The 23,096-nt window shown below is 61.5% G+C and carries 34 protein-coding genes and 2 pseudogenes; 13 read left to right on the top strand and 23 right to left on the bottom strand.

Annotation, left to right across the window (positions count from 1 at the left end; all coding sequences use genetic code 11):
• Positions 1-457: 457 nt before the first annotated feature.
• Positions 458-826 (top strand): recombinase family protein, encoded by a 369-nt coding sequence (locus ACE10X_RS03365; protein ID WP_223153802.1) that lies wholly within the window; start codon positions 458-460, stop codon positions 824-826.
• Positions 827-908: 82 nt separating this feature from the next.
• Here the strand turns inward: ACE10X_RS03365 and ACE10X_RS03360 are convergent, their stop codons facing one another.
• Positions 909-1,094, bottom strand: a complete 186-nt coding sequence (locus ACE10X_RS03360) for a hypothetical protein (protein WP_011082864.1) — start codon at positions 1,092-1,094, stop codon at positions 909-911.
• 294 nt (positions 1,095-1,388) lie between these two features.
• On the opposite strand from ACE10X_RS03360, the gene ACE10X_RS03355 reads away from it, so the two are divergent.
• Positions 1,389-1,622, top strand: coding sequence for a polysaccharide deacetylase family protein (locus tag ACE10X_RS03355; protein WP_011082865.1), 234 nt, complete (start codon positions 1,389-1,391; stop codon positions 1,620-1,622).
• A 179-nt stretch (positions 1,623-1,801) separates the two neighbouring features.
• On the opposite strand, the pseudogene ACE10X_RS03350 reads toward ACE10X_RS03355, so the two are convergent.
• Positions 1,802-1,956: pseudogene (locus ACE10X_RS03350) on the bottom strand (TrbI/VirB10 family protein); the annotation flags it as partial.
• 78 nt (positions 1,957-2,034) lie between these two features.
• Here ACE10X_RS03350 and ACE10X_RS03345 point away from each other — a divergent pair.
• From ACE10X_RS03345 to ACE10X_RS03325, 5 genes are all read left to right on the top strand, one after another.
• Entirely contained in the window at positions 2,035-2,460 is a 426-nt protein-coding gene (locus tag ACE10X_RS03345) for a transposase (protein ID WP_011082866.1), read from the top strand.
• Complete coding sequence (gene tnpB, locus ACE10X_RS03340; RefSeq protein ID WP_011082867.1) at positions 2,457-2,813, top strand: IS66 family insertion sequence element accessory protein TnpB; 357 nt, start codon at positions 2,457-2,459, stop codon at positions 2,811-2,813. The genes ACE10X_RS03345 and tnpB overlap by 4 nt, the downstream gene beginning before the upstream one ends.
• On the top strand, positions 2,800-3,102 hold the full coding sequence (locus ACE10X_RS03335; RefSeq protein ID WP_014490263.1) for a transporter substrate-binding domain-containing protein: 303 nt from the start codon (positions 2,800-2,802) through the stop codon (positions 3,100-3,102). Before tnpB ends, ACE10X_RS03335 begins: the two co-directional genes overlap by 14 nt.
• Before the next feature lie 12 nt (positions 3,103-3,114).
• Complete coding sequence (locus ACE10X_RS03330) at positions 3,115-3,471, top strand: ABC transporter permease subunit (RefSeq protein WP_011082869.1); 357 nt, start codon at positions 3,115-3,117, stop codon at positions 3,469-3,471.
• A gap of 257 nt (positions 3,472-3,728) precedes the next feature.
• The gene (locus tag ACE10X_RS03325; RefSeq protein WP_011082870.1) at positions 3,729-4,010 is read left to right on the top strand and encodes a helix-turn-helix domain-containing protein; all 282 of its coding nucleotides are present in this window, start codon (positions 3,729-3,731) and stop codon (positions 4,008-4,010) included.
• A gap of 109 nt (positions 4,011-4,119) precedes the next feature.
• Here the strand turns inward: ACE10X_RS03325 and ACE10X_RS03320 are convergent, their stop codons facing one another.
• Entirely contained in the window at positions 4,120-4,242 is a 123-nt protein-coding gene (locus ACE10X_RS03320; protein WP_256379488.1) for a hypothetical protein, read from the bottom strand.
• A gap of 166 nt (positions 4,243-4,408) precedes the next feature.
• Between ACE10X_RS03320 and ACE10X_RS03315 the strand changes: the two genes are divergently transcribed.
• The gene (locus ACE10X_RS03315) at positions 4,409-4,648 is read left to right on the top strand and encodes an AAA family ATPase (RefSeq protein ID WP_011082871.1); all 240 of its coding nucleotides are present in this window, start codon (positions 4,409-4,411) and stop codon (positions 4,646-4,648) included.
• A 328-nt stretch (positions 4,649-4,976) separates the two neighbouring features.
• Here ACE10X_RS03315 and ACE10X_RS03310 read toward each other — a convergent pair whose 3' ends face one another.
• The 16 genes and pseudogenes from ACE10X_RS03310 to ACE10X_RS03235 form a co-directional block, all read right to left on the bottom strand.
• On the bottom strand, positions 4,977-5,372 hold the full coding sequence (locus ACE10X_RS03310; protein ID WP_014490264.1) for a GFA family protein: 396 nt from the start codon (positions 5,370-5,372) through the stop codon (positions 4,977-4,979).
• A gap of 536 nt (positions 5,373-5,908) precedes the next feature.
• Positions 5,909-6,010: pseudogene (locus ACE10X_RS03305) on the bottom strand (P-type conjugative transfer ATPase TrbB); the annotation flags it as partial.
• Positions 6,007-6,447 carry a ribbon-helix-helix protein, CopG family gene (locus ACE10X_RS03300; RefSeq protein WP_011082874.1) on the bottom strand — a complete coding sequence of 147 codons (441 nt, stop codon included), beginning with the start codon at positions 6,445-6,447 and terminating at the stop codon, positions 6,007-6,009. The pseudogene ACE10X_RS03305 and the gene ACE10X_RS03300, both read right to left, overlap by 4 nt.
• Positions 6,448-6,454: 7 nt before the next feature.
• Complete coding sequence (locus ACE10X_RS03295; protein ID WP_018269525.1) at positions 6,455-8,437, bottom strand: conjugal transfer protein TraG; 1,983 nt, start codon at positions 8,435-8,437, stop codon at positions 6,455-6,457.
• A 41-nt stretch (positions 8,438-8,478) separates the two neighbouring features.
• A complete protein-coding gene (locus tag ACE10X_RS03290; RefSeq protein WP_018269524.1) occupies positions 8,479-10,218 on the bottom strand; it encodes a VirD2 family relaxase/mobilization nuclease in 1,740 nt (579 codons plus the stop codon).
• A 468-nt stretch (positions 10,219-10,686) separates the two neighbouring features.
• A complete protein-coding gene (locus ACE10X_RS03285; RefSeq protein WP_014490268.1) occupies positions 10,687-11,229 on the bottom strand; it encodes a lytic transglycosylase domain-containing protein in 543 nt (180 codons plus the stop codon).
• A gap of 370 nt (positions 11,230-11,599) precedes the next feature.
• Entirely contained in the window at positions 11,600-11,935 is a 336-nt protein-coding gene (locus tag ACE10X_RS03280) for a DUF736 domain-containing protein (protein WP_011082878.1), read from the bottom strand.
• A gap of 34 nt (positions 11,936-11,969) precedes the next feature.
• Positions 11,970-12,515 (bottom strand): S26 family signal peptidase, encoded by a 546-nt coding sequence (locus tag ACE10X_RS03275; RefSeq protein WP_011082879.1) that lies wholly within the window; start codon positions 12,513-12,515, stop codon positions 11,970-11,972.
• Complete coding sequence (locus ACE10X_RS03270; protein WP_011082880.1) at positions 12,512-13,030, bottom strand: DUF2840 domain-containing protein; 519 nt, start codon at positions 13,028-13,030, stop codon at positions 12,512-12,514. Before ACE10X_RS03270 ends, ACE10X_RS03275 begins: the two co-directional genes overlap by 4 nt.
• On the bottom strand, positions 13,017-13,283 hold the full coding sequence (locus tag ACE10X_RS03265; RefSeq protein ID WP_011082881.1) for a hypothetical protein: 267 nt from the start codon (positions 13,281-13,283) through the stop codon (positions 13,017-13,019). The genes ACE10X_RS03270 and ACE10X_RS03265 overlap by 14 nt, the downstream gene beginning before the upstream one ends.
• The gene (gene parA, locus ACE10X_RS03260) at positions 13,280-13,918 is read right to left on the bottom strand and encodes a ParA family partition ATPase (RefSeq protein ID WP_011082882.1); all 639 of its coding nucleotides are present in this window, start codon (positions 13,916-13,918) and stop codon (positions 13,280-13,282) included. Before parA ends, ACE10X_RS03265 begins: the two co-directional genes overlap by 4 nt.
• Entirely contained in the window at positions 13,915-15,030 is a 1,116-nt protein-coding gene (locus tag ACE10X_RS03255; protein WP_014490269.1) for a replication initiator protein A, read from the bottom strand. Before ACE10X_RS03255 ends, parA begins: the two co-directional genes overlap by 4 nt.
• A gap of 13 nt (positions 15,031-15,043) precedes the next feature.
• Positions 15,044-15,295 (bottom strand): AlpA family transcriptional regulator, encoded by a 252-nt coding sequence (locus tag ACE10X_RS03250; protein ID WP_014490270.1) that lies wholly within the window; start codon positions 15,293-15,295, stop codon positions 15,044-15,046.
• A 203-nt stretch (positions 15,296-15,498) separates the two neighbouring features.
• Complete coding sequence (locus tag ACE10X_RS03245) at positions 15,499-16,014, bottom strand: DUF2285 domain-containing protein (protein ID WP_014490271.1); 516 nt, start codon at positions 16,012-16,014, stop codon at positions 15,499-15,501.
• 61 nt (positions 16,015-16,075) lie between these two features.
• Entirely contained in the window at positions 16,076-16,285 is a 210-nt protein-coding gene (locus ACE10X_RS03240; protein ID WP_014490272.1) for a transcriptional regulator domain-containing protein, read from the bottom strand.
• A gap of 119 nt (positions 16,286-16,404) precedes the next feature.
• Positions 16,405-16,668, bottom strand: coding sequence for a hypothetical protein (locus ACE10X_RS03235; RefSeq protein ID WP_011082886.1), 264 nt, complete (start codon positions 16,666-16,668; stop codon positions 16,405-16,407).
• Positions 16,669-16,899: 231 nt separating this feature from the next.
• Here ACE10X_RS03235 and ACE10X_RS03230 point away from each other — a divergent pair, with 231 nt between their 5' ends.
• Both ACE10X_RS03230 and ACE10X_RS03225 read left to right on the top strand, forming a co-directional pair.
• Positions 16,900-17,133 (top strand): helix-turn-helix domain-containing protein, encoded by a 234-nt coding sequence (locus ACE10X_RS03230; RefSeq protein ID WP_016841283.1) that lies wholly within the window; start codon positions 16,900-16,902, stop codon positions 17,131-17,133.
• Positions 17,134-17,296: 163 nt separating this feature from the next.
• On the top strand, positions 17,297-17,707 hold the full coding sequence (locus ACE10X_RS03225) for a hypothetical protein (protein WP_011082888.1): 411 nt from the start codon (positions 17,297-17,299) through the stop codon (positions 17,705-17,707).
• A 116-nt stretch (positions 17,708-17,823) separates the two neighbouring features.
• Here ACE10X_RS03225 and ACE10X_RS03220 read toward each other — a convergent pair whose 3' ends face one another.
• Positions 17,824-18,150: a DUF736 domain-containing protein gene (locus tag ACE10X_RS03220; protein ID WP_011084751.1), complete on the bottom strand. Its 327-nt coding sequence runs from the start codon at positions 18,148-18,150 to the stop codon at positions 17,824-17,826.
• A gap of 707 nt (positions 18,151-18,857) precedes the next feature.
• Between ACE10X_RS03220 and ACE10X_RS03215 the strand changes: the two genes are divergently transcribed.
• Positions 18,858-19,199 (top strand): hypothetical protein, encoded by a 342-nt coding sequence (locus ACE10X_RS03215; RefSeq protein ID WP_011082890.1) that lies wholly within the window; start codon positions 18,858-18,860, stop codon positions 19,197-19,199.
• Between the two features lie 31 nt (positions 19,200-19,230).
• On the opposite strand, the gene ACE10X_RS03210 is transcribed toward ACE10X_RS03215, so the two are convergent.
• Positions 19,231-19,437, bottom strand: coding sequence for a cold-shock protein (locus ACE10X_RS03210; RefSeq protein ID WP_014490275.1), 207 nt, complete (start codon positions 19,435-19,437; stop codon positions 19,231-19,233).
• Positions 19,438-19,871: 434 nt separating this feature from the next.
• Between ACE10X_RS03210 and ACE10X_RS03205 the strand changes: the two genes are divergently transcribed.
• Positions 19,872-20,645, top strand: coding sequence for a bifunctional 2-polyprenyl-6-hydroxyphenol methylase/3-demethylubiquinol 3-O-methyltransferase UbiG (locus ACE10X_RS03205; RefSeq protein WP_011082892.1), 774 nt, complete (start codon positions 19,872-19,874; stop codon positions 20,643-20,645).
• Positions 20,646-20,693: 48 nt separating this feature from the next.
• Here the strand turns inward: ACE10X_RS03205 and ACE10X_RS03200 are convergent, their stop codons facing one another.
• Complete coding sequence (locus ACE10X_RS03200) at positions 20,694-21,116, bottom strand: hypothetical protein (protein ID WP_014490276.1); 423 nt, start codon at positions 21,114-21,116, stop codon at positions 20,694-20,696.
• Positions 21,117-21,411: 295 nt separating this feature from the next.
• Here ACE10X_RS03200 and ACE10X_RS03195 point away from each other — a divergent pair, with 295 nt between their 5' ends.
• Positions 21,412-22,080 (top strand): hypothetical protein, encoded by a 669-nt coding sequence (locus ACE10X_RS03195; protein WP_011082894.1) that lies wholly within the window; start codon positions 21,412-21,414, stop codon positions 22,078-22,080.
• A 75-nt stretch (positions 22,081-22,155) separates the two neighbouring features.
• Here ACE10X_RS03195 and ACE10X_RS03190 read toward each other — a convergent pair whose 3' ends face one another.
• Positions 22,156-23,085, bottom strand: a complete 930-nt coding sequence (locus ACE10X_RS03190) for a DUF2493 domain-containing protein (protein ID WP_011082895.1) — start codon at positions 23,083-23,085, stop codon at positions 22,156-22,158.
• Positions 23,086-23,096 lie beyond the last annotated feature (11 nt).

The raw sequence follows: 23,096 nt of genomic DNA, 5'->3' as shown, positions 1-23,096 counted from the left end.
CCTCTCATCATGGTCGACGCTCCACTTCCATCCTGTTCGCCGCGCGGCAATCTACCGTCTTATTGGGTACAACGGCAATCAAGAATGGTTTGACAAATACGCGTCGCACCAACGGTGGGCCGCCCTTCAGCTTAGCAATGCTGCTCGCCTTCGAGACGCCTTCGAGAGACTTGGTCGCAGTGCCACCCTCAATGCTTCGACTGAATGTCTTCGAATCGACAATGTCGTGAATGTCGTCTTTCGGGTCGCGAGATGCCGCAACTATGAAAACCGGCCCTTGCGCTGGACGCTGCAATACCGCGTGAGGTGGCCGAAGGGATGGGTTGTCGCGGTTCGGCTGGACGAGAAGAACGAAGCGATCTTCGACTATGTCTTGATGCCCCGGCGTGGCTCACCTTCAGTCGTCGCATGTTCTGGTTCTCAAAGGAAGTCTATAAGGGCCGCACCATAAACCGATTTGACACGTTCGAAGCGCTGTCACGCTTCCTCATCGAATGCGTCGGCAAGGAAAAGCCTTCGTGAGTCTAACACCGCAGATGAAGAAGCCGTTGAAGGCGGCAACTCGCCACGCGACATCGCAACTGCCTTGAACAAGAAAGGCGTACCCGGGCCACGTGGCGGCGCCTGGAACGCCTCGACCATTGACGGTAGCCGCAAGCGCTTGAACGGCATCCTTCAGTACGCCGGGCGGATCATCTGGAACCGCCAAAGGTTCATAAAGGTCCCGGAGACCGGCAAGCGCATCAGCCGCGAAAACCCGCGCGAGCAGTGGATGACTGCTGAGGCAAACGATCTGCACGCGCATGAAGGAAACTGGTTTCTGTGATAACCGGCGCACGGTGCCGCTCGAAGCGATTGAAGCCACGGTTCTAGAGGGGCATCGAGCAGATACTCGCGGTCTGCTGAGATCATGCGTCGGTTTCTTCCAGCTCGGCGATACGCTTGCGCAGCGCGGCGACTTGGCGGCCCAGCTTCCATATCTCGTCGCCGGCCCAGTAGGCGCCGCGCTGGGCGATTTCCTTGCGAACGTCGTCTGCTTCCGCGATCTCGCAGCGGATGACGCTGTCAAAGGCTTCGATGATCAGGTCTCGCACGGGTTATTACCACCTTTTCGGAGCGTGCCGGGGCCATCAGATGCCGGCTTTTGCCGGCCGCGTTGCTCAAATACGTAGAGCGCTCCCTACGGAGCGCTCTACGATCGTCAGTTACGCCTTCGGCAAACTGCCGGCGCGCAAGATGGCTTACGCCTGCCGTACGAGGTTTTCTGGATGCGACGATAGGAAATACCATTCGGCCATGTCAACGTTTAAGTTGTATTCTTTTGTATAACACGTATTGAGTCATTAATTATATCGACACACAAAGGTGCACCGTGTTTGAATCGCGCGATGAAGCGTAGAATCAAACCGAACTCGCAGATGGCGGACTATGAAGTCGTCCTCACCTTCGATGACGGACCGCGGCCGCCGAACACGGATAAGGTGTTGGCTGCGCTCGCACAGGAATGCGCGCGAGCCACGTTCTTTCTGGTGGGCCGATCCTCGGCGGAATTTCCCGAGCTCGTGCGGCGTATGGCCGCCCAGGGCCACACCGTAGCGCACCACAGCTGCCGATCGACGTGATAAGCAGATTGCCCATCCCGGGCCACGAAAACACCGTCTCAACAAGGATTGAGCCCGTGACCACTCCCCCAACAAGCAACCCGAGCACCGTCAATATGGCACGGCCGCGTTCGGCAACGCATGATGGATCAAGATACGCCAGACCGGGATGTCGCGTAGCGGACCGAGTTTGAGCTTCGTCATGGCGTTCCTCCCTTGCCGTAGGGTGCCAATACCAAATCGCGGGTAACGATGACCCGCACGGGGAAACCTGGCCGGATGGTCAGCGTCGGCTGGATGTTGAGCTGGCGCTGCAGATCTGCTGGCCAGTCTGGCTGATGCTGCTAGGTCGTCCAGCGACTCGGCATAGACGACGTATCGCTCCGGGGAGGACCGCCTTGTGCGGTTTGATGGAGGATGAAGACATAGGCGTATGACTGACCATATGCCTATGCCGAAGGTTTCCCGACTTGAAGTCGTCTCGACAGGCGCTCGACGTCGTTGGACATTGGAAGAAAAGCAGCGAATCGTCACCGAGAGCTATGGCGGGCCACGTCTGGTGTCGGTCACGGCACGACGTAACGGGCTGTCGACAAGCCAATTGTTCACGTGGCGCCGGTTGGCGCGGGAAGGCAAGTTGAGCGGGGATGCCGCGCCGGTGCTTGTTCCGGTTGAGATGACGCCTGCGGCGGCTCCGATCTCGAGTGGCGCGCCACAACCGGTGTCTTCACCGCCTGCGCAACGTGCACGGGCCGGCATTATCGAGATCGAGCTTGGGGGCGGCTGTCGCGTGCGCGTTGACCGGGACGTGGACGCGGAGGCGCTGCAGCGGGTTCTTGAGCTTCTGAGACGGCGATGATCCCGATCCCGAGCGGCGTCAGGGTCTGGATCGCCACCGGCCACACCGACATGCGCCGCGGGATGCAAAGCCTGGCGCTTGCGGTCCAGGAGAGCCTGAAGCGCGATCCTCATGCTGGCGATCTCTACATCTTCCGGGGTCGCCGCGGCGATCTGGTCAAGATCCTCTGGCATGACGGGCTGGGCATGTCGCTCTACGCCAAGCGCCTGGATCGCGGCAAGTTCATATGGCCTTCGGCGTCGGACGGCGCAGTATCGATCTCGGCGGCGCAGATGGGTCCAGAAACTAAAGGTCCCAAACGTGAAAATCCTAAACATCTCGAATTTTTCAGAAGGACTCTTGGCTGTCGATAGCGATCGCGCCGACGCGTTTTGTTCGGACGACGCGATCCTCTACACTTTGCGACAAAAGCCGGCTCGCGACCGTCTGGAGGTCGTCGGCCGCCCGCTCTCCTTCGAGCCGTACGGGTTAATGATGCGCCGTGACGACTCTGCGTTTCGCTTGGCTGTCAACAAGACGCTGGCCGAGCTCTTTCGCTCGGGAGAGATAACATCTCTCTACCACAAGTGGTTTGACCAATTTGGAATTCCACTGAGCGAGAAGCTCGAGACCGTTTTGCAAGCGCAAGCAGTCCCTCAATAGCGGCTGGGTCGAATGCTCTCCTACAATTGGAACTGGAGTATTCTCTTCCAGCAGCCGCAGCTTGGATGGCTGCTGGAAGGTCTGCGTCTCACAATAGTCATGGCGGTGGTGAGCTTCCTCCTAGCGCTTGCGATCGGAACCTTAGTCGGTACAGCCCGCACTGCTCGATCGAGAGCGGTGCGTGGAATAGGCTTCGTCTACACAGCTCTCTTTCGGAACGTGCCATTGCTGATCCAGATGTTCCTGTGGTTCTACGTCTTTCCGGAGCTCCTGCCCTCAAATCTTGGACGCTGGGTGAAGCGGGATTGGGCGTGCTTGTCGTCCCTTATGGCGATCGATACGTACGGTTGGTCATCTACGCTGGAATAGGACGGGATCAGATCGATGCGGTCTTGAGCGCTTTTTCGGAGATAGGCCAAAGCTTAGAGGCGAAATACCCCGATACACTGTCGACATCCTAAGCCGCGGGCATCGTGCGAAGCGCGTGGGACGCCGACTGCCCACGTGCATCGATCACGGTCCCGGCCGCGTTTGAGGCTAGATCACGTCGAGGAACACCGACCAAGAAATAATAGCGGGATTATAGCCAGTGTTTTGAGGCCTAGCACCATGGCATGAGTTGACGTATGAAAACTCGTGCGATTGTAGCCTGGAATGTGCGTCGGATTCGCGTGAATCGGGGTATCTCGCAGGAGCAATTGGCTTGGAAGGCCGGGATCGACCGCTCCTACATGAGTAGTCTTGAGCGGCAATCGAAGAACCCGACGATTGATCTTCTCGACCGCATCGCCGAAACGCTGGACGTGCAGTTGTCCGAGTTCTTTGTTCTGCCGCCCAAAGGTGCTAGGTCTCCGAAGACCTTGCCTAAAAGCCGCAAGCCAGCGGGTCCACGTCGCAAGAAAAAATAGCGAATTTCAACGGCTTCTACGTAGCCAATTGAGGGACTTAGAACACCAATTTCGCCCGACAAGCCTTCTTTGCCGGCCGAACAGGGCTGTGATTAAATTGGAGTGCGTTTCACAGCACGGGAGTGAGTGACGACTGGTTGCCGGATGCAGGTTCGCGAAATGCATTGGCGGGCGCGGTCGCATCGGAAGAGGAGACTTCGATAATCGCAATTGCCTCGACTTTTTCAACCATTTGTACGCAGCCGATTGACCACGGCAACCGGGTTCATCCCCACTGGGGCGATCTTTCGTAGTCCACGTGTGATGTGTCCGGAGGCGCAAAGGCGCGGAGATTACGCCTCATCAGGCAAGTCTATTGGAGCGCCAATTGAGCTTGAAGAATATCTGATCGATTCGCCGTGATCTCGGGATGCCCCGGCTGTGGGAAGTCCACGCTGCTGACCGAACTCGGCCGACGCGGCTACGCGACGATAGATGAGCCTGGACGCCCGGTCGTAAGGAAGGAATTGGAGTCGGGCGTTCCCGCGTTGCCCGGGACAGGTATTGAAGCGCGCCTGCACAGTGCGTTTGATCTTTCCCTTGAAAACCTGACGCGAGCGAGTGCGTTCGACGGCTGGGTTTATTCGATCGCGGCCTGATCGACGCCGCAGCGGGTCTCGAACGCGTGACAGGCGAGCCGGCGACAAGGAACTCGGACAGGCACGCCACTATCATCGACGCGTGTTCATCGCTTCCGCCTTGGCCGGCCATCCACGCGACCGATCAAGAGACGCGTCATGATTTCGAGGATGCCTGTCGAAAACGAGCATCTTCTGAAGGTTTTCCCGATGCTCGGCTATGAAGTGGCACTACTCCCAAACTCAGCGTGGTGGAAAGGGCCGATTTCGTTCTTTGAGTGCCGACGTCCAACGAACATCACCAATTATAAACACGTGCAGTCGAACGGAAAGTCCATGGCAAGGGCCGCTATGGCGAATCAATTGTCAGCCTGCTGCCGTGAATCTGCCGAACGGGCACTGAAAACGGATCGAAGTCCTTCAGGCAACGCACGTTCACTGCCCATCCGTCGAACGGCCGAATGCCGGCTTCGCGTTCTGCTGCGGTGGGCTGGCTTGGTTTGCGGAACGGCAAAATACCGCAAACCGGGCAAAAATAGTCAGCCGCAGTGAATAAACCCCAGCGATAGACCGACAACTCCTGGAGGGGCGTCAGGAGCCGGAAGTCGCCCTCGGCGACGCGATAAATCAGCGCGCCACGCTTCGAGCAGATAGAGCAGTCGCAAACCCGCACATGGTCGATATCGGCGTCGATCTCGAAACGGACGGTGCCGCAGTGACACGAGCCGGTGTACGTCTTCATCATCGGCGGTTTGTCTCTAGAAGCCCGACCGAAGATAGATCAACGGATGGGGCCTGACAAAATCTCGTTGATCCTGTTCGCAAACACATAATAGCCGCAACTCCGCCAGCAAGTCACGGGCGCGGCGCGCTGATTGGCTCCTGGCTTACTCGCTCGATTGGAGTCGAGAAGAACTCGGGTGGAAGAAATGCCAGTCGTCGCCTTGAGACACACACCGTCTAAAGATACGCCCGCTTCAATGGCGAGGTCATTGGTTAACCAGTCTGGGAAATCGAGCGTGAATGTGCGAACACTATCCGTGTCTTCGACTGAGGCAATCTTGGCAACGCTTGTACAATTGTCGCAAACACAGGATCCCCCCTCATCCCGTTGACATCACTCGCTAGGTCGCAGTCGATCCTGGCAGGCCGTCGAGGGATATAGCTCGCATCAGACGGTCGCATACGGGGCCAGGGGGTCGCCTCTGATCGAGTTGATCCAGGGGAGGGCATGCATTTCGCAGTTGAGCACGCGGGTCGCCTAACACTTTTTGGATGGTCCACGATCCGCTCGCCGTCGGCGGCGGACATCGTTCGTCCGCTATCCTCCAACCCGCCAGACAGCCAATCGATCCAGAGCCGACCGTCGGGGTTGAGCATCACTCGCCTGGGGACGAGTCAGTCTGCTGGGCATCCTCCGGGATTTCTTGCCGCAGTTTCGGCCCTTGATTGAGCCGGCGGCCCAATGCGGCAAGGAAATTATCATAACGCGCTCCGGCCTGTGCTCTCGCGGCCTTGGCGGCGGGTTCGGGGAGTGATGGTGTTGTCGTGAGCCAGAAGCGGATGAAGAGAGCGATAGTCTCGACCGAAATCCCGACATCCCGCTCAAGGCGCGCGATCCGGCGGTCGATCTGGTCAAGACGCTTGGCAGTAGCAGCCTCTCGCCGTTCATCGGCGTCCGGCGACAGAAAGGAAGCGATCGCGGCTTCCGCGATAAGCGACAGCGACTGCTCGCGCCGGGCGGCGTAGGCCGATAGCGCCTTCATGACATCAGGATCGAGATAGACCGACAGCTGAGCCTTCTTTTTTGTCCCGATCATGGCTACCTCACAATCCGAGATCGTCGCCGGGATCGAGGGAGGCTTGGCGCGCCACGCCCTGCATCATGTCGTTCATGCGCCTGATCCGCGGGACATCTTCATCGAGCTCATCCACGAGGTCCGAAGCGAACTCGTTCTCGAGTGGTTCCTTATTCTCCACCGTGTCTCGATCGAGTTCCGGCTGCTGCCTGCGGTCGGCGGCCTTTGGATCTTCGTCATCCGTCTGGTCGTCGTTCAACGTCTCCAATGCCCTTGGGCGCGGCGGCAATGGCCTTGAGCTCCAATCGTCCAACCGGCCGCCATTGGATTTCGTCAGCATCGGCGGCGCCATGATGCGCTCCTGGAAACGTCTATCTTCGTAATAGCGCGCCTTCTTCGCCCGAATCGGATGGAGGCCCGACATCATGACGATCTCGTCGGAGGGCGGGAGCTGCATCATCTCGCCGGGCGTGAGCAGCGGGCGGGCGGTCTCGGACCGCGACACCATGAGGTGGCCCAGCCAAGGCGCCAGCCGGCTGCCGGCATAGTTCTTCATCGCCTTCATCTCGGTCGCCGTGCCGAGCGCGTCGCTCACGCGCTTTGCGGTGCGCTCGTCGTTGGTCGCAAAGCTGACCCGGACGTGGCAGTTGTCAAGGATCGAGTTGTTGGGCCCGTAGGCCTTCTCGATCTGGTTCAGCGACTGAGCAATCAGGAAACTCTTGATGCCGTATCCGGCCATGAAGGCCAGCGCAGACTCGAAGAAGTCGAGCCGGCCGAGCGCCGGGAATTCGTCGAGCATCAGGAGGAGCCGGCGCCGGCCGGCCTTGGCTTGCAGATCCTCGGTCAAGCGGCGGCCTATCTGGTTGAGGATCAGACGGATCAGCGGCTTGGTGCGATTGATGTCGGAGGGCGGCACGACAAGGTACAGCGTGGTCGCTCGCTCTCCGCCAACGATATCGGTAATCCGCCAGTCGCAGCACCGCGTCACCTCCGCCACCACGGGATCTCGGTAAAGGCCCAGGAACGACATGGCGGTGCTCAAGACACCGGAGCGTTCGTTGCCGGACTTGTTCAGCAACTCGCGGGCAGCGGACGCGACGACGGGATGAACACCGGCCTCGCCGAGATGCGCGGTTCGCATCATTGCGGCAAGCGTCGTCTCAATGGGCCGCTTGGGATCGGACAAGAAGGCTGCGACACCGGCGAGCGTCTTGTCTTCCTCGGCATAGAGGACGTGGAGGATCGCGCCGACCAGCAGGGCGTGACTGGTTTTCTCCCAATGGTTCCGCTTCTCGAGGCTGCCCTCCGGGTCGACCAGAATGTCGGCAATGTTCTGGACGTCGCGCACCTCCCACTCGCCGCGGCGCACCTCGAGCAACGGGTTATAGGCCGACGACTTCGCGTTGGTCGGATCGAACAGAAGGACACGGCCGTGTCGGGCGCGAAAGCCGGCAGTGAGCTGCCAGTTCTCCCCCTTGAGGTCGTGGACGATAGCCGAGCCCGGCCACGTCAAGAGCGAAGGGATGACGAGGCCGACGCCCTTGCCCGATCGCGTGGGTGCGAAGCACAGGACATGCTCCGGTCCATCATGGCGAAGATAGGTGCGCTCGAACCGGCCGAGCACCACGCCGTCGGGTCCAAGCAATCCAGCCTGCTCGATCTCCTTTGCCTTCGCCCACCGCGCGGACCCATAAGTCTCGGCATTCTTCGCTTCGCGGGCGCGCCAGACCGACATACCGATCGCGACCGCCGCAGCGATGATGCCGCCGGATGCCGCGATGAAGGCGCCCTCGGTGAAGATTGAGGGCGCGTAAGCATCGTAGGCATACCACCACCAGAAGAAGGCAGGCGGAAGGTAGAACGGAAAATGGAGCAGCTCGAACCAGGGCTGCCCGAGCTGCGGCTGAAAGCCGAGGCGCCAAGCCGTCCATTCCGTCGCGGCCCAGATCGTGAGCAGGACGATGCCGAAGACCATGATGACCTGCCCCCAAAGAATCTTGGTCGCCGACATGGCGGCCGCCCTCTCCTGACGTCGGTGATTGGAAGGATCACTCACAAGCCGAGCCCCCGGTTGCGCCCAAAACCCCAATCGATGCCGCCATCCGCGCGCGCGACGCCAGAGACATGCCGGCCGAGCTGTTTATCGAGTGAGGGCGTCCAAGGCACGAGCTGGAAGCCGAGACCGTCGTCGATCATGGCGAAGCGGCCGGAGGCGAGCGCGAAGCGCTGCCGATAGGTGCCTGCCACATACTCGCCGCTAGCCGACGGGTTGAACGGCTGACCGGTCTCGGCGGCGAGCTGCTTGCCGAGATCCTCTAACTCCCGACGGCGCAGCGTGCCGATAAGGTTTTTCGCGAACACCAGTCCACGCGCCTGGCGTTCGGCGAGCCCCTGCCCGATGAGCTGCTCGGGCCGCCGTTCCATAGCGTCGCGGACCTCGGCGCCGAAGCCGCCCTGGCCAAGCGCCACAGGGTCGCGCGCGACGGCCTGCCGATCGAGCCATGTCGCGCCGCTCGCGGTCACCTGCGCTTCGATCGAGAGATCGGAGCGGACGGCAAGCGCCACGCGACGCTGCCCTCTTGCGTCATCGAATTTGCGAAGCTCGACGATTGAGCCTGGCGCGCTGTCGCCGGCAGCGTCGAGGTCGGGCAGCCGGATGTGGTGGGTGCGGCCGTCGACCCCGTCGACCACGGCATAGGCGGTCGCCTTGAGCTCGTCGTCGAGACCGCGATCAACGAGACGCCCGATGACGGGGACGTCAAGATTTTCGCCTGATAACACGTAACTCGCGCTCCCGCGCTCGATGCCGCGTTCGGTCAAGCTGCGGTGGATACGCTTGATGATGTCGCCGCGTTCGCCGAGCTCGCGCAAGGTCGTTTCGGCGGCCTCGTCCATGGACCATTGGCCGGGCCCGAGTTGATGAGCGAGGCCAAGACTTTCCAAGTGTCGCAGCCGGCCAACCTTCAACGCATGGAATTGATCGGGCTGCTGCTCGGGACGCGGCGCAAGGTCGATAACACCGTGCTGGTTTGCATCGCGAACAAGCTGGCGATCGAGCTGCGTCCAGCGCTCGGCTCCGATCTGGCTCTCGAGCGAGCGACGAATGTCGAGATCGGAGCGCAGTCCAAGTTCCTGGGTGACCAGGTCCTGGGCGCGGGCGCGCATCCCTTCCTTGATGTAGTCGCGGGAGATGACGAGGTCTTGGCCGTCCTCTGCGACGCCGCGCACGATGATGTGGACGTGGGGGTGCTGGGTGTTCCAGTGATCGACCCCCACCCAGTCGAGCTTGGTACCCAGATCCACTTCCATCTGGCCGACCAATTCGCGGGCGAAACCCTTGAGGTCGGCCATGTCAGGCGCGTCCTCGGGGGAGACGATGAAGCGGAAATGGTGGCGGTCATTCTGACAGCGCTCGGCGAAGGCCTTGGGATCGGCATCCTCGGTGCCCGGGCCGAACAGGTGGGCCTTCTCCCCGTCCCGGGTCACGCCTTCGCGCCGGAGATAGCCGAGATGCGTCGCGAGCGGCGCCGACCTCGCCCTGTGCCGGACGACCCGGGTCTTGATGGTCACCAGACGCGAGCGGCCGGTGAGCAGACGGTTTGCCCGCACGCTGGCGGCTCGGCCGCGGCCGAAGCGCGAATGACGGTGGCTGACGAGCTGGCCGGCTCGCGAAATGCCGCCGCCAGCGCGTTGAGCGGCGGCAAGCGCCTGGGCGATGAAGGGCTTGGCCCGCTGGCTCCTCGAGGAGCGGATGCGGCCGGGCCGTGGTTGAAAATCGCTGTCTTCAGCCATGGCCAGCCTCGACAATGTGCGGAATGCAGAATCCCTGCAACGGGTTGATAGTCGAGCGCACATTGCGCGCCGAAGCCGCACATTGCGGACCCGAGGAAAAATAGCAGCACAAACAACCAACCGACCGAGCCGCACATTGCGGCCTTTTATCTCGCCATCGTTCGGTCGGTACTCGCGGAAGCCCCCACTGTTTGCGAGTGTTTGCGATAGCGATCGTTACGCGAAGGGCCGAGACACCCGTAGGGTGGCTCGGTGAGGAGCGAAGCGACGAGTAGAGCGCGGGCCGAAGGCATCGCCCGTATGACTGTGTTGCAGCGTTTCGAATGCAAACCGAATGTTCGTCAAGGGGCGCCAGCGAACCTGGAAACTGACAGCTGATATCGCGAGCTGCCCGATGTGCAGCCGCCGCAACAAGGGTGCCTGCAGACGTACCGCGATCCGCGCATTGACGTTGAAGATGCCGTGCAGTCATTGCGATCGCCCCATGGCCGAGAGCGCGACGAACAGGCCCTCCGACTGCGGCGCAATCGCCGAAATATCGTGCACCGTAGTGCCGACTGAGCCGCCGTGCGCGGGTTGATCGAGCGCCGCTCGCGCGCCAGGGGACGGCCCGTCAGCGTGGTCGAAGAACAGCGGCGCCCGCGTCCAGGATGAACGAGAAGAAGCCGCGAGGAGAAGAGGTCCTGGCGCTCCCTCCGCGTCGACAAAAGGGACGATGGCCGCGACATAGGCTGTCGTCTCCGCGGGCAGTGGACGGTGTCTATCCCGAAACTCCTCGTAGCGGCCGGGACCTGCATTATAGGCCGCGAGAAAGCCCGGCGAGCCGTAACGGTCGTGCAGTTCGCGAAGAAAGGCGGCGCCGGCGAGGATGTTGTCACGGGGATCGAAGGGATCGCGCCCGAGACCATAGCGCGCGCGCATGTCCGCCCAAGTCTTGGGCATGAGTTGCATCAGGCCGAGTGCGCCTTTGGGTGAGACGGCACGCCGATCGCCATTGCTCTCGACCCGCATGACGGCTCGTATCCATGCAGCCGGAATGCCAAAGCGCTGCGCGGCCTCTGCCACATGAGATGCGTAGTGATCGCTCGCCGGTTGACTTCGTGCCGGTGCTCTCTGCCCGGACACTGCTGCCGTTGGCCCGCCAATCACCAGCAGGCCGGTAAGGAGGAGAACGGCAAGGCTCGCCCTGTCTCCGCCATCATGGCGAGGCGTCTTGCTGCCTACCGGCGGTGCGCACGGACCACCGGTTTGACCGCCGCTGTGCGTGGCGGCCGCCCGACGGTTGCGTGGACCCGAGTTATGAGAGGGCTTTTCCCCGAACAAGGGGGTGGACCGTTGATGCGCCTGGTTGGCGGCACGCGCGACAGGATCCTGCATGCAATCAGTCCCGCTCGGCGCGTTGGGGCTGACGATTCCAGTTCAGCGTCCAGGCCGCTTTGTCGTTGCCCGACTGGAAGAGATTTGCGCGGATCGGCCGCGGCAGCGCCGGGTCGTCGATGACGAGCGAAACGTAATCGCCGGCCTTCTCGCCGGTCCGCTTCCAACCTGCGCCGATCTCCGGGCCATCGGCATCGCCGAGGCGGATACGGTAGTCCGGCGCGTTCTCGGCATCCGAGGATTCGGCCGGGACGAGGGTGAGAATCCGCTCGAAGAACAGCGTTTCAACGCGACCGGTGAAGCCGGACTTATCGCGCGTGAACTGGCCGATTTGTGCCATGGGAAAGCTCCTGGGTTGCTGGGTTGGAAACGGGTCAATGAGTGGCGGCGCGCCAGACGAAACGGCCGTCGGCGGCTTCGTCCGTCCAAAGCGGGACTGCGCGCGCGACGATCGAGCTGACGGGGAGCGCGCCGAAATAGCGGCCGTCCAGGCTGTCTGGGACGGTCGGGTTCATGAGAAAGACCTCGCCCGGTTCGAGGGTATGGCAACCGCTCCAACGCGGCAGCGGACGGCCGCGATGATCGTGCTCGTGTGCGGCGCCGACATCGACAGCATCGACCGTGATGGCATCGCCCGACCGGCACACGGTTTGCCCGGGCAGCGCCATCACACGCTTCAGCAGCGGCAGACCTTTTGGAAGAAAGCCGCCATCGGCAAGGAAGCTGGCGATCGGTTCCGGCAGCCGTACCGCGACCAGTTCCAAGTCGCGCAGCTCTCCGAGCGGATGCAGCGCGTAGAGCCCTATTGGCGTGCTCGCGGTAGCGTTCCAAATCAGCCGCGGCGCAGGATGAACGAGGGCCAGGGCGCCGGCGACCAGCGCCGCAAGGTAGGTCAACATGAGATAGCCGAAGCGGGTCATGGCGTGACGCTCCGGCGCTTGAGCCAGGCGATATGCTGCTCGCGCGTGTAGGCGCGCGGCACATGGTCGGCGGCGAGACGGTTGTGGAGATGCCGCCAGTATTCGGGTGCGGCGTCAGCCGGATCGATGGAGAGCGCCTCGATGGCGTCGATGGCCTGCAACACGCGCTCGACCTTCGGCCAGCTATCAACGCGCAGCAGGATTTCGCCACCGGGGCGGACGAAGGGCAGCGTCTGATAGCGCTGCCCGGCTTCCACGGCACGCACGATGTCCATGCGCGACACCACGGTGCCATAGTCGTTCGATGCCCAGCGGACGAAGCCGAAGATGCTGCCCGGCTCAAAGCTCGAGATGCTGCGGCGACGGTCGAGAATCTTCTCCTCCGCGCGGCGGCCGAAGCGCAGCCAGTGCTCGATCCGCTTCTCGATCCAGGTCAGCTCGACATGGGTGAGCGCGACATCCCGTCGATGCGAGGGCGGCACTGCACGCGGCGGCAAGGCTTCATTGTCGTTCATGACGGTTCTCCGGGGCGTCAGCGGGGAACTCTCGCGCCAGCAATTCGCGCAGCATGTCGGCGACGGTCACGCCGCGCTGGAACGCGGCGACCTTGATGCGGCCGCGCAGCGTGGGCGTGACGTCAATCGTCAGGCGCGCGGTGAATGCGGCAGCATCATTCACGCTGCGTGGCGGCGTATCACTGGCTTTGATCCAGCTCTCGGCATCGCCCGGACGCGAGGCGAAGCCGCGTTTGATAGAGCGGTCGCTCATGGCGCGAACCTCGCAACTTCTGCCGCGAGCGCGGCGATCTCGCGGGCGGCGGCGCTCTGCTCGACGAACTCGAAGACGAGCCGTCCGGACTGAGCGGCGTCGGCGAAGACAACGCGTTGGCCGATGGTGCTGGCGAGCACCGGCGGATCGTGGTCGGCGAGAGTTTCGGCAGTCTCGCGGGCGATGATCGTGCGCGCGCCGCAGCGGTTGAGCACAAAGCGAGCAGGAAGCTGCGGACGATAGATGCGAGCCTCTCGCAGCAGAGCGAGCATCTCGGCCGAGGCCCAGCCGTCGAATGGCGACGGCTGCACGGGGATCAACACGAGATCCGCCGCCAGCAGCGCCGAACGCATCAGTCCCGCGACGCGCGGCGGTCCGTCAATGACGACATGATCGGCGGTGCGTGCGATTTCCGGCGCCTCGCGGTGGAGCGTATCGCGCGCGAGGCCAACGACGCCGAATAGCCGTGCGACATTCTCCCGCGCACGCTGCTGCGACCAGTCCAATGCGGAGCCCTGGGGGTCAGCGTCGATCAGCGTCACGCGCTTTCCGCGCAGCGCCCATACGCCGGCGAGGTGCAGGGCGAGCGTGGTCTTGCCGACACCGCCTTTCTGGTTGAGCACGGCGACGATCATCGCATGCCTCCCGTCTTGCGACCTGAAAGCGGCAGAGATGGTTGGCTTGGGTGCTCGGTTGGCGGCTGAGCGCGGATGTCGGTGTTATCCGCAAGACGCGCGGCCCCACTACAACAGTTAGATTCTAAGTTAGACTCTAAGTTAGGGCAGGCGATCGTGTTTCCTGGCCAAAGCGTTAGCTGTGGTTTGCACTCCCGGAATCCCGATACCGGCACGCCCGGAGTCCCGATAGTGTGAACGCCCGAAGTCCCGAGCTGATTCACAGCGCCGTCCACAGGAGCTGTGAATGACTTCGATGGCAGGATGCGCAATAGCTCTCGGCGTTCCCTGCGTTCGATGCTCAGGCAGTAGCCTGGCAGCGGTTGACGTGCCGCGATCCGGCGGAGATCAAAGGCGAAGTCTGCAGGCTTGGCGAGGCTGCCGGATTTCTCATGGAGGTGTGCGACCTCGAACAGCCAACCTCTCGGCTGGCGGCCAGCATGCTTGCGCGCGACGCGGTAGAGCCAGCGCTCGATCCCACCAGTCAGGCTGAAATAGGCCGGATCGATCGTGAGAACGAGTGAGCGATCGATGACGCCGCGATAGAGCCAGTCGGGAAGGACGAATTCCATTCCCTGCACCCGACCGTCGCGCGTCGCGCATTCCTCCCATTCGTTGATCCATGAGAACTGGTGGCGCCGCCAATGCTCCCCCTGCCGGATGCTGGTGCGGATGACGGTCGCCTGCAGGCGGGCCAATGCCCCCTTCAAGAGCTTGTAGTCGCGGGCGCCGGTCTGCCGGCCGACTGCGGTCAGAAGCTGGTAGGGTGTGAAGCGCAGGAAGCGCGAGGTCTTCAGACCGAGGTTCTCGGCCTCGACAATCTGGCTCGCCGCCCAAATCAGCACGTCGGCATCCCAAATGGTCGCCATACCGTGCTCAGGAACTGCATAGACTTCGACACACACGTCGCCGGTCTGGTAGAGGATCGGTCTTGTTCGCTTGGCCTTGGCGAGCGAAAAGAACGGGCGCTCCATCAGGTCGCGTTGATCACGCGGGCTGGCATCACCGGTGGCGACAACGAACGGGTCGAGCTTGCTTCGCTCGCTGGGTGTGATGAGGCGACGCGACGACATGACGAGCGTTGCCTTAGCGATGCGCGTTGCCGGCGGCGCGCGCTTCGAGGTAGCGCGGATCCGACGTTGAGCTGCAGGCGGCCTGATCGGCCCAGGCTTCGAGATCGCCGATGGCGTAGACAACGCGGCCGCCGAGCTTGCGAAAAGTCGGGCCATTGCCATGGCAGCGATATTTTTCAAGCGTGCGCGGCGAGATGCCGAGGAGGCGCGCGGCCTCGGGGGTGCGCACGTAACGGGTGGCGAGTTGCGCAGGCCTGTCGAGCATGGGAGATCTCCGTCTTGCCTCGAAGTGCCGCGGCCAAGTCGCGGCATGTCCGGGCCAGAGTGGCGGAGAGTTCAGGCGTTGGGGGTGGACGAAAATTGACGTACGTTTGTGTCCCCCCATCGTCGCAACCAGGCGAAGCCAGGCGTACTACCGGGGCGCAACTAACTCATCAGGTCGATGGCTTGAAGGAATCGGGGAGCCGATCAGAGGCCGCGTAGAAGTTTCAGATAGCCGCGCTCGACCAAAGCGATTGAATCGTGAATGAGCCGGTTCGCCTTGCGGCGGGCATGAGAATCCTTCCACTCGACCGAGCGGCGCTGAGCGTGGTCGGAGGCGAGCACCTTCGCTGCCACGTCTCGCGGGCCGCCACCCAGGTCGTGGACGTCGAAGGCGTGCAGGAGCTGAATCAGTCGCCGTTTCTGAAACGACGTCAGCCGCAGCGCCGCCGGGAGAAGACCGGTGCGCTGGCCGCTGAGGCGACGCACGAAGTGTAGCGCCACGTCGGCCCGCAGTTCGCCCATGCCGTCGAGCGGCACAAGCACGGCGGGACGGCGCGCGGCCTGCTCGTCGCGCAAACTGACATGGAGCTCACCCGAGCCGTCGGCGACAACCAGCTCGCGACCGTCAGCATCTGTCCGCCCGACGATCGACAGTCCGAAAGCGTTGCGATCAATCGAATGAACGGTCTCGAAGTCCGGCGGCGCGGGCGTCAGGATCAATGTTCCCGGTGATGCCTCGGGCAGCCAAATGGCTGGTTCGGGCCAAACCGGAGAGGCGGGGTCATGGGCGACACCGCAACCTCCATCGACGTGCGAAACTGGTTCGGATGGTGTTGGGATCGGATTCGCCGCGCGCGATCTGTCGCTCAGTGCGGGCGAAGTCGCGGCGGTAGTCGGCATTGCGACGAAGGAATTCGAGGGCAAAACCCGGGCGCTCAAGACGATTCAGGCGTTCGATGGTCTCCGGCGAGCGCCAGTACTGGGTCGGCATGGTCTGTCTTCTCGTCTTTTTGTTCTGTGCCCCGCACCACGATCCCTAAAGACGCTACAAGAGACCAGACCCGGAGGTTGCATCACGCGAGATCGCAATTTGCGTGATTGGGGCGCAAATCACTGCATCCGCGGTTCCAAAAGGCCCTGATATCCGGCTTCCACCATCCATCGCGCGCGGGCGAGATGGCTATCATGGACATTTTTGGCACGATCTGGTTCGCGCGTGGGGTCGAGGCCGAAGATCACGCTGACCACCTCGCGCCAGTCGGCGCCCTCCTCTTCGGCCATCAACAACCGAACGTAGATAGCAAGATGTTTCTCGTCATAGGCGTTGACGCGATCCGTTATTGGCGGCCGGTCCTGGAATGGCGCGCCGTTCATTGCAATTGCCCCTCAGCATTGATGCAGCGATTAGAATTCATCTAAGCTCCAGAACTTTGCAAGCTGGGAAATCGTCACACTCGAATTGTGCCGTGATGCGCAGATCGCATCGCGGCGCTCCCCGGAAGCGGCACACCAGGGCCTAGCCAGACGATATGAATAGCACAGTGACGCACGAATCGGAACGATCGTTCCTGGAACGATCATTCCGATGTGAGTTCCCTTGTTGCCATGGATCTCAAGGAGGTCATGGCGGTCAATCTGCGTCGGATACGTCATGTGAAGAAAATGACGCAGGAAGAGTTGGCCGATGGCGCTGGACTAAGCGTCCGTTACGTCGGCGCAATTGAACGCGCAGATGTGTCGGCCAGCGTGACCGTGCTTGGCCGAATCGCGGAGGCGCTCGGCGTCGAAGCAACCGATCTCGTCAAGCGAACGACGGTTCATTCCCATCGGGCTCGATGACGCGACAATTTTGTGCCCCACCGCAACACCGGCACGTCGTGAATCAACTCCGCATTGCCTCACGCATAAGTTGATAGTCGGCTTTACGTAAATCTGATCTGTCTCCAAAGCGCATGCCTAGTTCAGAAACGGACGAGCATGCTGGGGAGATGGAGTAGGCCTCATGACTCTGTACGAGCACTTGCCAGCCGACATTCGCGAGACAGTGGATGCTCTGGTCACGGAACTCAGGCCGCAACCTTGGCCAACGCGGTTCTTTGCGCTGATTGGCCTGCTCGGAGAGAAGTTGGAGGCGCGGCGCGAGGCGGAGCCGTGGCATCTGATCCAACAGTGGACCGGCATAGTGACGGCAACGATGGAGCACTTGCTCCCCGACAGTTCGGTTGTCGAATGCCTGGGACTGATGAGCATTAGTTTCAACGACCAGTGGCGCGCTCAGGCGCTTGGCCAGATCGAACGGGATCCCACAGTGCTGGATCGTCTCGTCGCCATTTGTCCGGACTGGGAAGACATCGTCGAGAGCGTGATCGAGGCCAACCAAAGACGTCCAATCAAATCGGCACGCGGCCGCTGATCGGCATCGGTTACGCCCTTGCCGCTTGCGCCGTCACGGCAAACGAGGTGCCTTCGCGCTTCCTCAGCGTGGCGGTGCCCCGCCCGGGCCAGCCGGGCGGGGCATTGCGGATCGGCTCAGTCGCCGTTGCGACGGTTGGGGCGAGACCAGATCAGGCTGAAGCCCTCGCCCTCTTCATCGGCGAAGAGGTTGGCGAAGATCGGGGCGGTGAAGCTCGGATCGTCGAGCTTGAGGCCGAGATAATCGCGGCCTTCGTTGGAGCGCTTGGACCAGGCGGCCCCGATCTCGACCCGGCCGACATAGATCCGGTGGCTGGGGGCGTTGTCGCCCGAGCGGCTGGTTTCGGGGACGATGCGGACGTTCCTCGCCTGGAGCGAGAGAGTGACGATCTCGCCGTTGAACTCGTTGTTGCCGGTCTTCTTGAAGGTGCCGATGGTCGCCATGGTAGTTCTCCTTGATCTCTGTTTTCGAGCCCGCACCTTGCGGCCTCGATGGTGATCGACAGGCCGGAGGCGATCGACGGCGCACCCCGAAGGGGCTGGACAGCAAAGGAGGAACTTTCTTGTCTCGCGCGAGGAATGGCGGCGCAGCCGGCAGGGGAAGAAAGTTGTGACGCCGCTGTTGCGCCAAAGGCGGTCGAGGCTTCAGCCGTCCTTCGGCCAGATCCATCCATCGAAGAGGCCGTTGGTGCGCTCGATCCAAACAGAGCTGACATCAAGGAGAACGTGGCGATTTGGGAGCCCACCGAGAGAGCTGGCCCAACGAATCCAATGCTGCTTAGCCCTCTGTAATCGAGACGGACGGATCTCCGCTTCCGCGATCGCGCGTCGGCAGCACGCCCCATTCACGAGAGCGGCTGGCCGTAGTTGTGATCCGTCACCGTTTGGTCGATGCCGCACAACGACTGCCACGAAACTGCCACTCTGCGATGATCGGTCGTGTCTCGATGCTTGGCCGCTCTGTGTGAAGCTCACAGACTAGAATGCGAGCACGCTGGATGTCTGATCGAGTCAGCCCCTTCCAATGGACGCTGCCGGCTTGCGCCAGGCCTTCCCGCCCCTACAGGGGTTACGACAATTCGCCGCGCGGACCCAGAGGAGGATCTCGCGCAAATGATGACCGCTAAGAGCTCGAGTGAGAAGAGAACCGGATGAGCGACAAAAGCGATCTTGAAAACAGAGCCATCGAAGCGATATGGAACTATCGTGAGGCCTTCGCCGTGGTCGGCCGCCTGGAGCGAAAAGAACGTTCCGCGCATCGAGCGGTGACCAGGATACTGCCTGAATTGGGGCGCGCCTTACGCAGCCAAGACACGCGGTGTCTTAAGAATAGCATTAAGATCGGCTCGGCAGCTGTCTCGCGGCAGAACGAAGCGTGGGCCAACCTAACTGAGGCGACCGCACGTTTGGATTCAGCCCACTCGACTTTGGCCGCCCTCGAGCGCCAACTAGGATATCTTCCAAAGGTCTCAAAACCACGAGATTCAGGCTAGCTCAAAGTATGCCAGGACGTCGAGCTGCGCCTTATCCTAGGCGGAGATTTTCTGCGGCTTGTTTGCCGCTGCGGTTCATCACCAGCTCGTAGCTGACCTTCGCGCCTTCAACAAGCGAGGTATAGCCGGCCTTCTCTACCGCCGAGATGTGCACGAAAACATCGTTGCCACCGTCGTCCGGCGCAATGAACCCATAGCCTTTGGTCGGGTTGAACCACTTAACAGTCCCTAACGCCACGTCATTTGCTCCAAAAAGAAAAAACACCTTCCCATCTAAATCATTGAACGAGCCGATCGCAAGTCTCCGCGCGAAAGCGGCTCGATGGGATCCGTTGTCCCGCCCGTTCGTAGGTCTTGGACAGAAGAAATAGAGTGCCCCACTCGATGAAATGAACGAGCACGCTGAAATCGGCCGGCATTCAAGAACGACGAGGCGAAGGTCACATTTTCTTCGAAAACTCCGTGCTAACTGTCGCCTGCTTGTCGCGGCCGGATGTACGTCGTGGCATCACGGGAGCCCCGGCTTTCATGCCGGGGTTTTTCGTTTCCGGCGCGAGAAGCAGCTTGACCGGATAGGCTCGTCAAATGGCGCAGCCCACTGCGACAATTCGACTTGGATGCGTAAGAATCATCCGGAGCGGCACAGAGCGAAAAGCCGAATAGCAGGCAGATATGGCGCAGAATATCTACGACAATCCCGATTTCTTCGCTGGCTACAGCCAATTGCCCCGGCAGGTGCATGGGCTGGACGGCGCTCCTGAATGGCCGGCGATCCGGGCCATGCTGCCCGATTTGGTCGGGAAACGTGTCGTTGATCTCGGATGTGGCTTCGGCTGGGCCTCGCGCTGGATGCGCGAGCAGGGCGCGGCCTCGGTTCTGGGTCTCGATCTGTCGCAGAACATGATCGAGCGTGCCAGGGCGGACACAGCGGATACGGCCATTGAGTATCGCATCGCCGATCTCGACACACTGGACCTCCCTGAGGCGGCTTTCGACCTCGCCTACAGCGCACTGACCTTTCACTATGTTCAGGACTTTGGCCGTCTCGTACATGTGATCCGCAAAACGCTCGTTCCTGACGGGCATTTCGTCTTTACGATTGAGCATCCGATCTTCATGGCCGCGGCACATCCGCACTGGATTTCCGATGAGGAGGGCCGCAAAACCTGGCCGGTCAATCGATATTCCGTCGAGGGCGAACGTCGGACGGACTGGTTTGCCAAGGGCGTTCTGAAATACCACAGGACACTTGGCACTACCTTGAATACGCTGATCGGCGCAGGCCTTCAAATTCGGCGGATCGAGGAGTTTGCCCCAACACGCGAGCAGATCCAGCAGATGCCGCAATTGGCCGAAGAACTCGAACGCCCCATGATGCTGATTGTATCTGCGTCCACATCGATCGGCGGTAAGCTTCGAAGCCTTCGTGATATCCGGCCGGATTAGGTTCCTGCCGGGCCCGCCCCGGTATTGATATCAGCCCGGCGTCAAGCGCTATCTTGCCGGCCCGTCTGCGGCCATGCCGGTGAAGCGAGCCAAGGCCGTGATGCTGACCGCAACGGCCCCGGCGATCGCGAAGACCGTTTGCCAGGTGGGCGAAGACATCGCCATCTGGGCGATTCCATGCGTCGCGCTGTAACCGGCGACGGTCGCGGGCGCGACATAGAGGATGATGATTAAGAGCCGCAGCCAAGCCCATGTCACGAGGGCGAGCGCGAGTTGGCCGATGCCGAAGGTTACGGCGCCAGCCGCGAACGCAACCGCGATTCCGCCCAGAGCGCCAGCCCCTGTGTGGAAGGCCCGAAGACCAATCGTCACGCCGGCGAAGACGGGCACCGCGAAGACCGCAAGCGTGAAGAGTAGCCAGGCGAAGAAGCCTATGGCGAGGAAAATAAGCAGTGGTCCCAAGGCAATCATGGTGGTGGGCTCCGTGAGATAGGGGTCTGACGGTCGCGCCTTCCACCACCACCACGGCGCAAACGCAGTATAGCAGCAAATGCCAGCGACCGGAATCGTCACAAATCCGGTTGCGGGCGAATGACAAAATGACCATATTGAGCGTCAGGAGCCGATCGCCCGGGCTGCAAGCGACCCAAAAGGCGGCATCTCGATTTCCCAATCGAACACCCGAACGGCAACCATTCTGCCGGCGCGCGGTGGTCATGAAGCGCTTGTGACTGCCACTAAGACGCCGGTGTGAAATGGATTTGCCATGTCTACCATCCAAAAGAAGTGCGCAGACTTTCTGCGTATGACCTTCAACGATCTGGCCGGCGGCAAGCTCGGATCAGGTCACGCCCACGAGATCGTGGCTGCGTATTTCGGCTATGGTACCGCGGCGGCTCTAAGGGCCGAGCCGAAGTATCAGCTTGCGGCTTTGGATAAAGCCGCGATCCTGATGCCTGATCTGCGCTTGATGGATCAGCGCGTGCAGCACCTCAATGGTCTCCCTGCAGGTCTACCCAATGTTGACGAGCTGGCTTCGCTGCTCTCGAGCTTTCTTAACGCAAACGGCTACTTTTCAGGTGAGGTTTGGTACACCCGAGATCTCGAGGAGTATATCGATGTATCCTTCATTCAAGAAGATCCCATGATGATCGAGGACGCTCTCTCGGGTGAGATGGCTATGACGAATGCTTTTTTTGACGAGCTTTACATAGACAAAGTAAGCCTAGACGTCGGAGACGATGTGCTCGTGGCAAATGTCTCAGGTTCTCTCAATGGAGAGAACGATCCGGATAAGCCGTTCCACGGGGATTCGATCGCTTTCACGACGATGATAACATTTGAGCGTGTGGCCGGTCGAACCGGCTATATGCGGCCGGAGCTGGAGACGTCGGGCGCCATTGATGACTCACATTACTATGATCAGGACGCCTGAGGGCAGCTAGGCATTTCATGGCACGATTGGGCTCTCATTTCGTCTGTCGTTCTGCACGACAAGGTACGGCGGCGCTCACGAGCCGCCGTACCTCCAGACCGGGATGCCTAGCTTCTTCGCTTTGTCAGCGAGATTGTCTTGGATGCCGGTGCCAGGAAAGTGCATCACGCCGATGGGTAGCGTCTCCAGCATCGCATCGTTGCGTTTGAACGGCGCGGCCTTGGCGTGCTTTGTCCAGTCGGGCTTGAAGGCGATCTGCGGGACCTTGCGATTGTCGGCCCACTTGGCGGCAATCAGCTCGGCGCCCTTGGGCGATCCGCCGTGCAGCAGCACCATGTCCGGGTGCTTGGCGTGCACCTGGTCGAGCTTAGCCCAAATTAGCCGGTAGTCGTTGAAGTCGAGTCCACCGGTGAGCGCGACTTTCGGTCCGCGTGGCATGAGCACCTGATTTTCGGCGCGCTTCTTCGCGGCCAGGAAATCGCGGCTGTCGATCATCGCTGACGTCAGATTGCGGTGGTTGACCTTCGATCCGTTGCGCGGCCGCCATGCGGAATGGGCGTGGCGTTCGAACTCGTCGGCGGCCTGGTCGCGCATCAGCTCGAAGGCGTTGCGTCGCTCGATCAGCGTTTGCCCTTCTGCCGTCAGACGCTCCAGCTCGACGGATTTGATTTCGCTGCCGTCCTGCTCCCGCTGCGAGCGCTGCTGGGCCAGCTCGTTATCGTCGAGCTCGCGCTCGATCCTGTCGATCGCACGATGGAAGACGTTTACCATCGACCAGAGCAGGTCGTCGAGGTCGGGCTCAAGACGGGTATCGGACAGCGCCACCACCAGGGCATCGAAGATGTCGGCGACGCTGCCGGCGAGGATTCGCGCTTCAGGAAGCCCCCGGGGATCGGGATCATCGTGGAAGGGACGGTAGCCATGGAGCTGGAGTTCCTGGAGGACCTGGTCGGTCGGGGATGAGCTGTGGTGCGGCTCGAAATCGTTGTCGTGGTCGGCGGTCATTGCGGTTTTCC

Source organism: Bradyrhizobium sp. Pha-3, from assembly GCF_042258325.1.
Lineage (GTDB): Bacteria > Pseudomonadota > Alphaproteobacteria > Rhizobiales > Xanthobacteraceae > Bradyrhizobium > Bradyrhizobium elkanii.
This window is presented reverse-complemented; position numbering and strand designations above follow the sequence as displayed.

Coding starts and splice junctions, on each gene's coding strand:
- ACE10X_RS03295 (WP_018269525.1), bottom strand. CDS start 8,437: ATGTCGGCGACCAAGATTCTTTGGGGGCAGGTCATCATGGTCTTCGGC.
- ACE10X_RS03255 (WP_014490269.1), bottom strand. CDS start 15,030: ATGTCGTCGCGTCGCCTCATCACACCCAGCGAGCGAAGCAAGCTCGAC.
- ACE10X_RS03300 (WP_011082874.1), bottom strand. CDS start 6,447: ATGATCGGGACAAAAAAGAAGGCTCAGCTGTCGGTCTATCTCGATCCT.
- ACE10X_RS03320 (WP_256379488.1), bottom strand. CDS start 4,242: ATGGTTGAAAAAGTCGAGGCAATTGCGATTATCGAAGTCTCCTCTTCC.
- ACE10X_RS03355 (WP_011082865.1), top strand. CDS start 1,389: ATGAAGCGTAGAATCAAACCGAACTCGCAGATGGCGGACTATGAAGTC.
- ACE10X_RS03285 (WP_014490268.1), bottom strand. CDS start 11,229: ATGCGGGTCGAGAGCAATGGCGATCGGCGTGCCGTCTCACCCAAAGGC.
- ACE10X_RS03345 (WP_011082866.1), top strand. CDS start 2,035: ATGACTGACCATATGCCTATGCCGAAGGTTTCCCGACTTGAAGTCGTC.
- ACE10X_RS03235 (WP_011082886.1), bottom strand. CDS start 16,668: ATGAACGGCGCGCCATTCCAGGACCGGCCGCCAATAACGGATCGCGTC.
- ACE10X_RS03205 (WP_011082892.1), top strand. CDS start 19,872: ATGGCGCAGAATATCTACGACAATCCCGATTTCTTCGCTGGCTACAGC.
- parA (WP_011082882.1), bottom strand. CDS start 13,918: ATGATCGTCGCCGTGCTCAACCAGAAAGGCGGTGTCGGCAAGACCACG.
- ACE10X_RS03330 (WP_011082869.1), top strand. CDS start 3,115: ATGCTCTCCTACAATTGGAACTGGAGTATTCTCTTCCAGCAGCCGCAG.
- ACE10X_RS03215 (WP_011082890.1), top strand. CDS start 18,858: ATGAGCGACAAAAGCGATCTTGAAAACAGAGCCATCGAAGCGATATGG.
- ACE10X_RS03325 (WP_011082870.1), top strand. CDS start 3,729: ATGAAAACTCGTGCGATTGTAGCCTGGAATGTGCGTCGGATTCGCGTG.
- ACE10X_RS03280 (WP_011082878.1), bottom strand. CDS start 11,935: ATGGCACAAATCGGCCAGTTCACGCGCGATAAGTCCGGCTTCACCGGT.
- ACE10X_RS03230 (WP_016841283.1), top strand. CDS start 16,900: ATGGATCTCAAGGAGGTCATGGCGGTCAATCTGCGTCGGATACGTCAT.
- tnpB (WP_011082867.1), top strand. CDS start 2,457: ATGATCCCGATCCCGAGCGGCGTCAGGGTCTGGATCGCCACCGGCCAC.
- ACE10X_RS03290 (WP_018269524.1), bottom strand. CDS start 10,218: ATGGCTGAAGACAGCGATTTTCAACCACGGCCCGGCCGCATCCGCTCC.
- ACE10X_RS03195 (WP_011082894.1), top strand. CDS start 21,412: ATGTCTACCATCCAAAAGAAGTGCGCAGACTTTCTGCGTATGACCTTC.
- ACE10X_RS03200 (WP_014490276.1), bottom strand. CDS start 21,116: ATGATTGCCTTGGGACCACTGCTTATTTTCCTCGCCATAGGCTTCTTC.
- ACE10X_RS03220 (WP_011084751.1), bottom strand. CDS start 18,150: ATGGCGACCATCGGCACCTTCAAGAAGACCGGCAACAACGAGTTCAAC.
- ACE10X_RS03270 (WP_011082880.1), bottom strand. CDS start 13,030: ATGAACGACAATGAAGCCTTGCCGCCGCGTGCAGTGCCGCCCTCGCAT.
- ACE10X_RS03190 (WP_011082895.1), bottom strand. CDS start 23,085: ATGACCGCCGACCACGACAACGATTTCGAGCCGCACCACAGCTCATCC.
- ACE10X_RS03225 (WP_011082888.1), top strand. CDS start 17,297: ATGACTCTGTACGAGCACTTGCCAGCCGACATTCGCGAGACAGTGGAT.
- ACE10X_RS03275 (WP_011082879.1), bottom strand. CDS start 12,515: ATGACCCGCTTCGGCTATCTCATGTTGACCTACCTTGCGGCGCTGGTC.
- ACE10X_RS03310 (WP_014490264.1), bottom strand. CDS start 5,372: ATGATGAAGACGTACACCGGCTCGTGTCACTGCGGCACCGTCCGTTTC.
- ACE10X_RS03265 (WP_011082881.1), bottom strand. CDS start 13,283: ATGAGCGACCGCTCTATCAAACGCGGCTTCGCCTCGCGTCCGGGCGAT.
- ACE10X_RS03250 (WP_014490270.1), bottom strand. CDS start 15,295: ATGCTCGACAGGCCTGCGCAACTCGCCACCCGTTACGTGCGCACCCCC.
- ACE10X_RS03240 (WP_014490272.1), bottom strand. CDS start 16,285: ATGCCGACCCAGTACTGGCGCTCGCCGGAGACCATCGAACGCCTGAAT.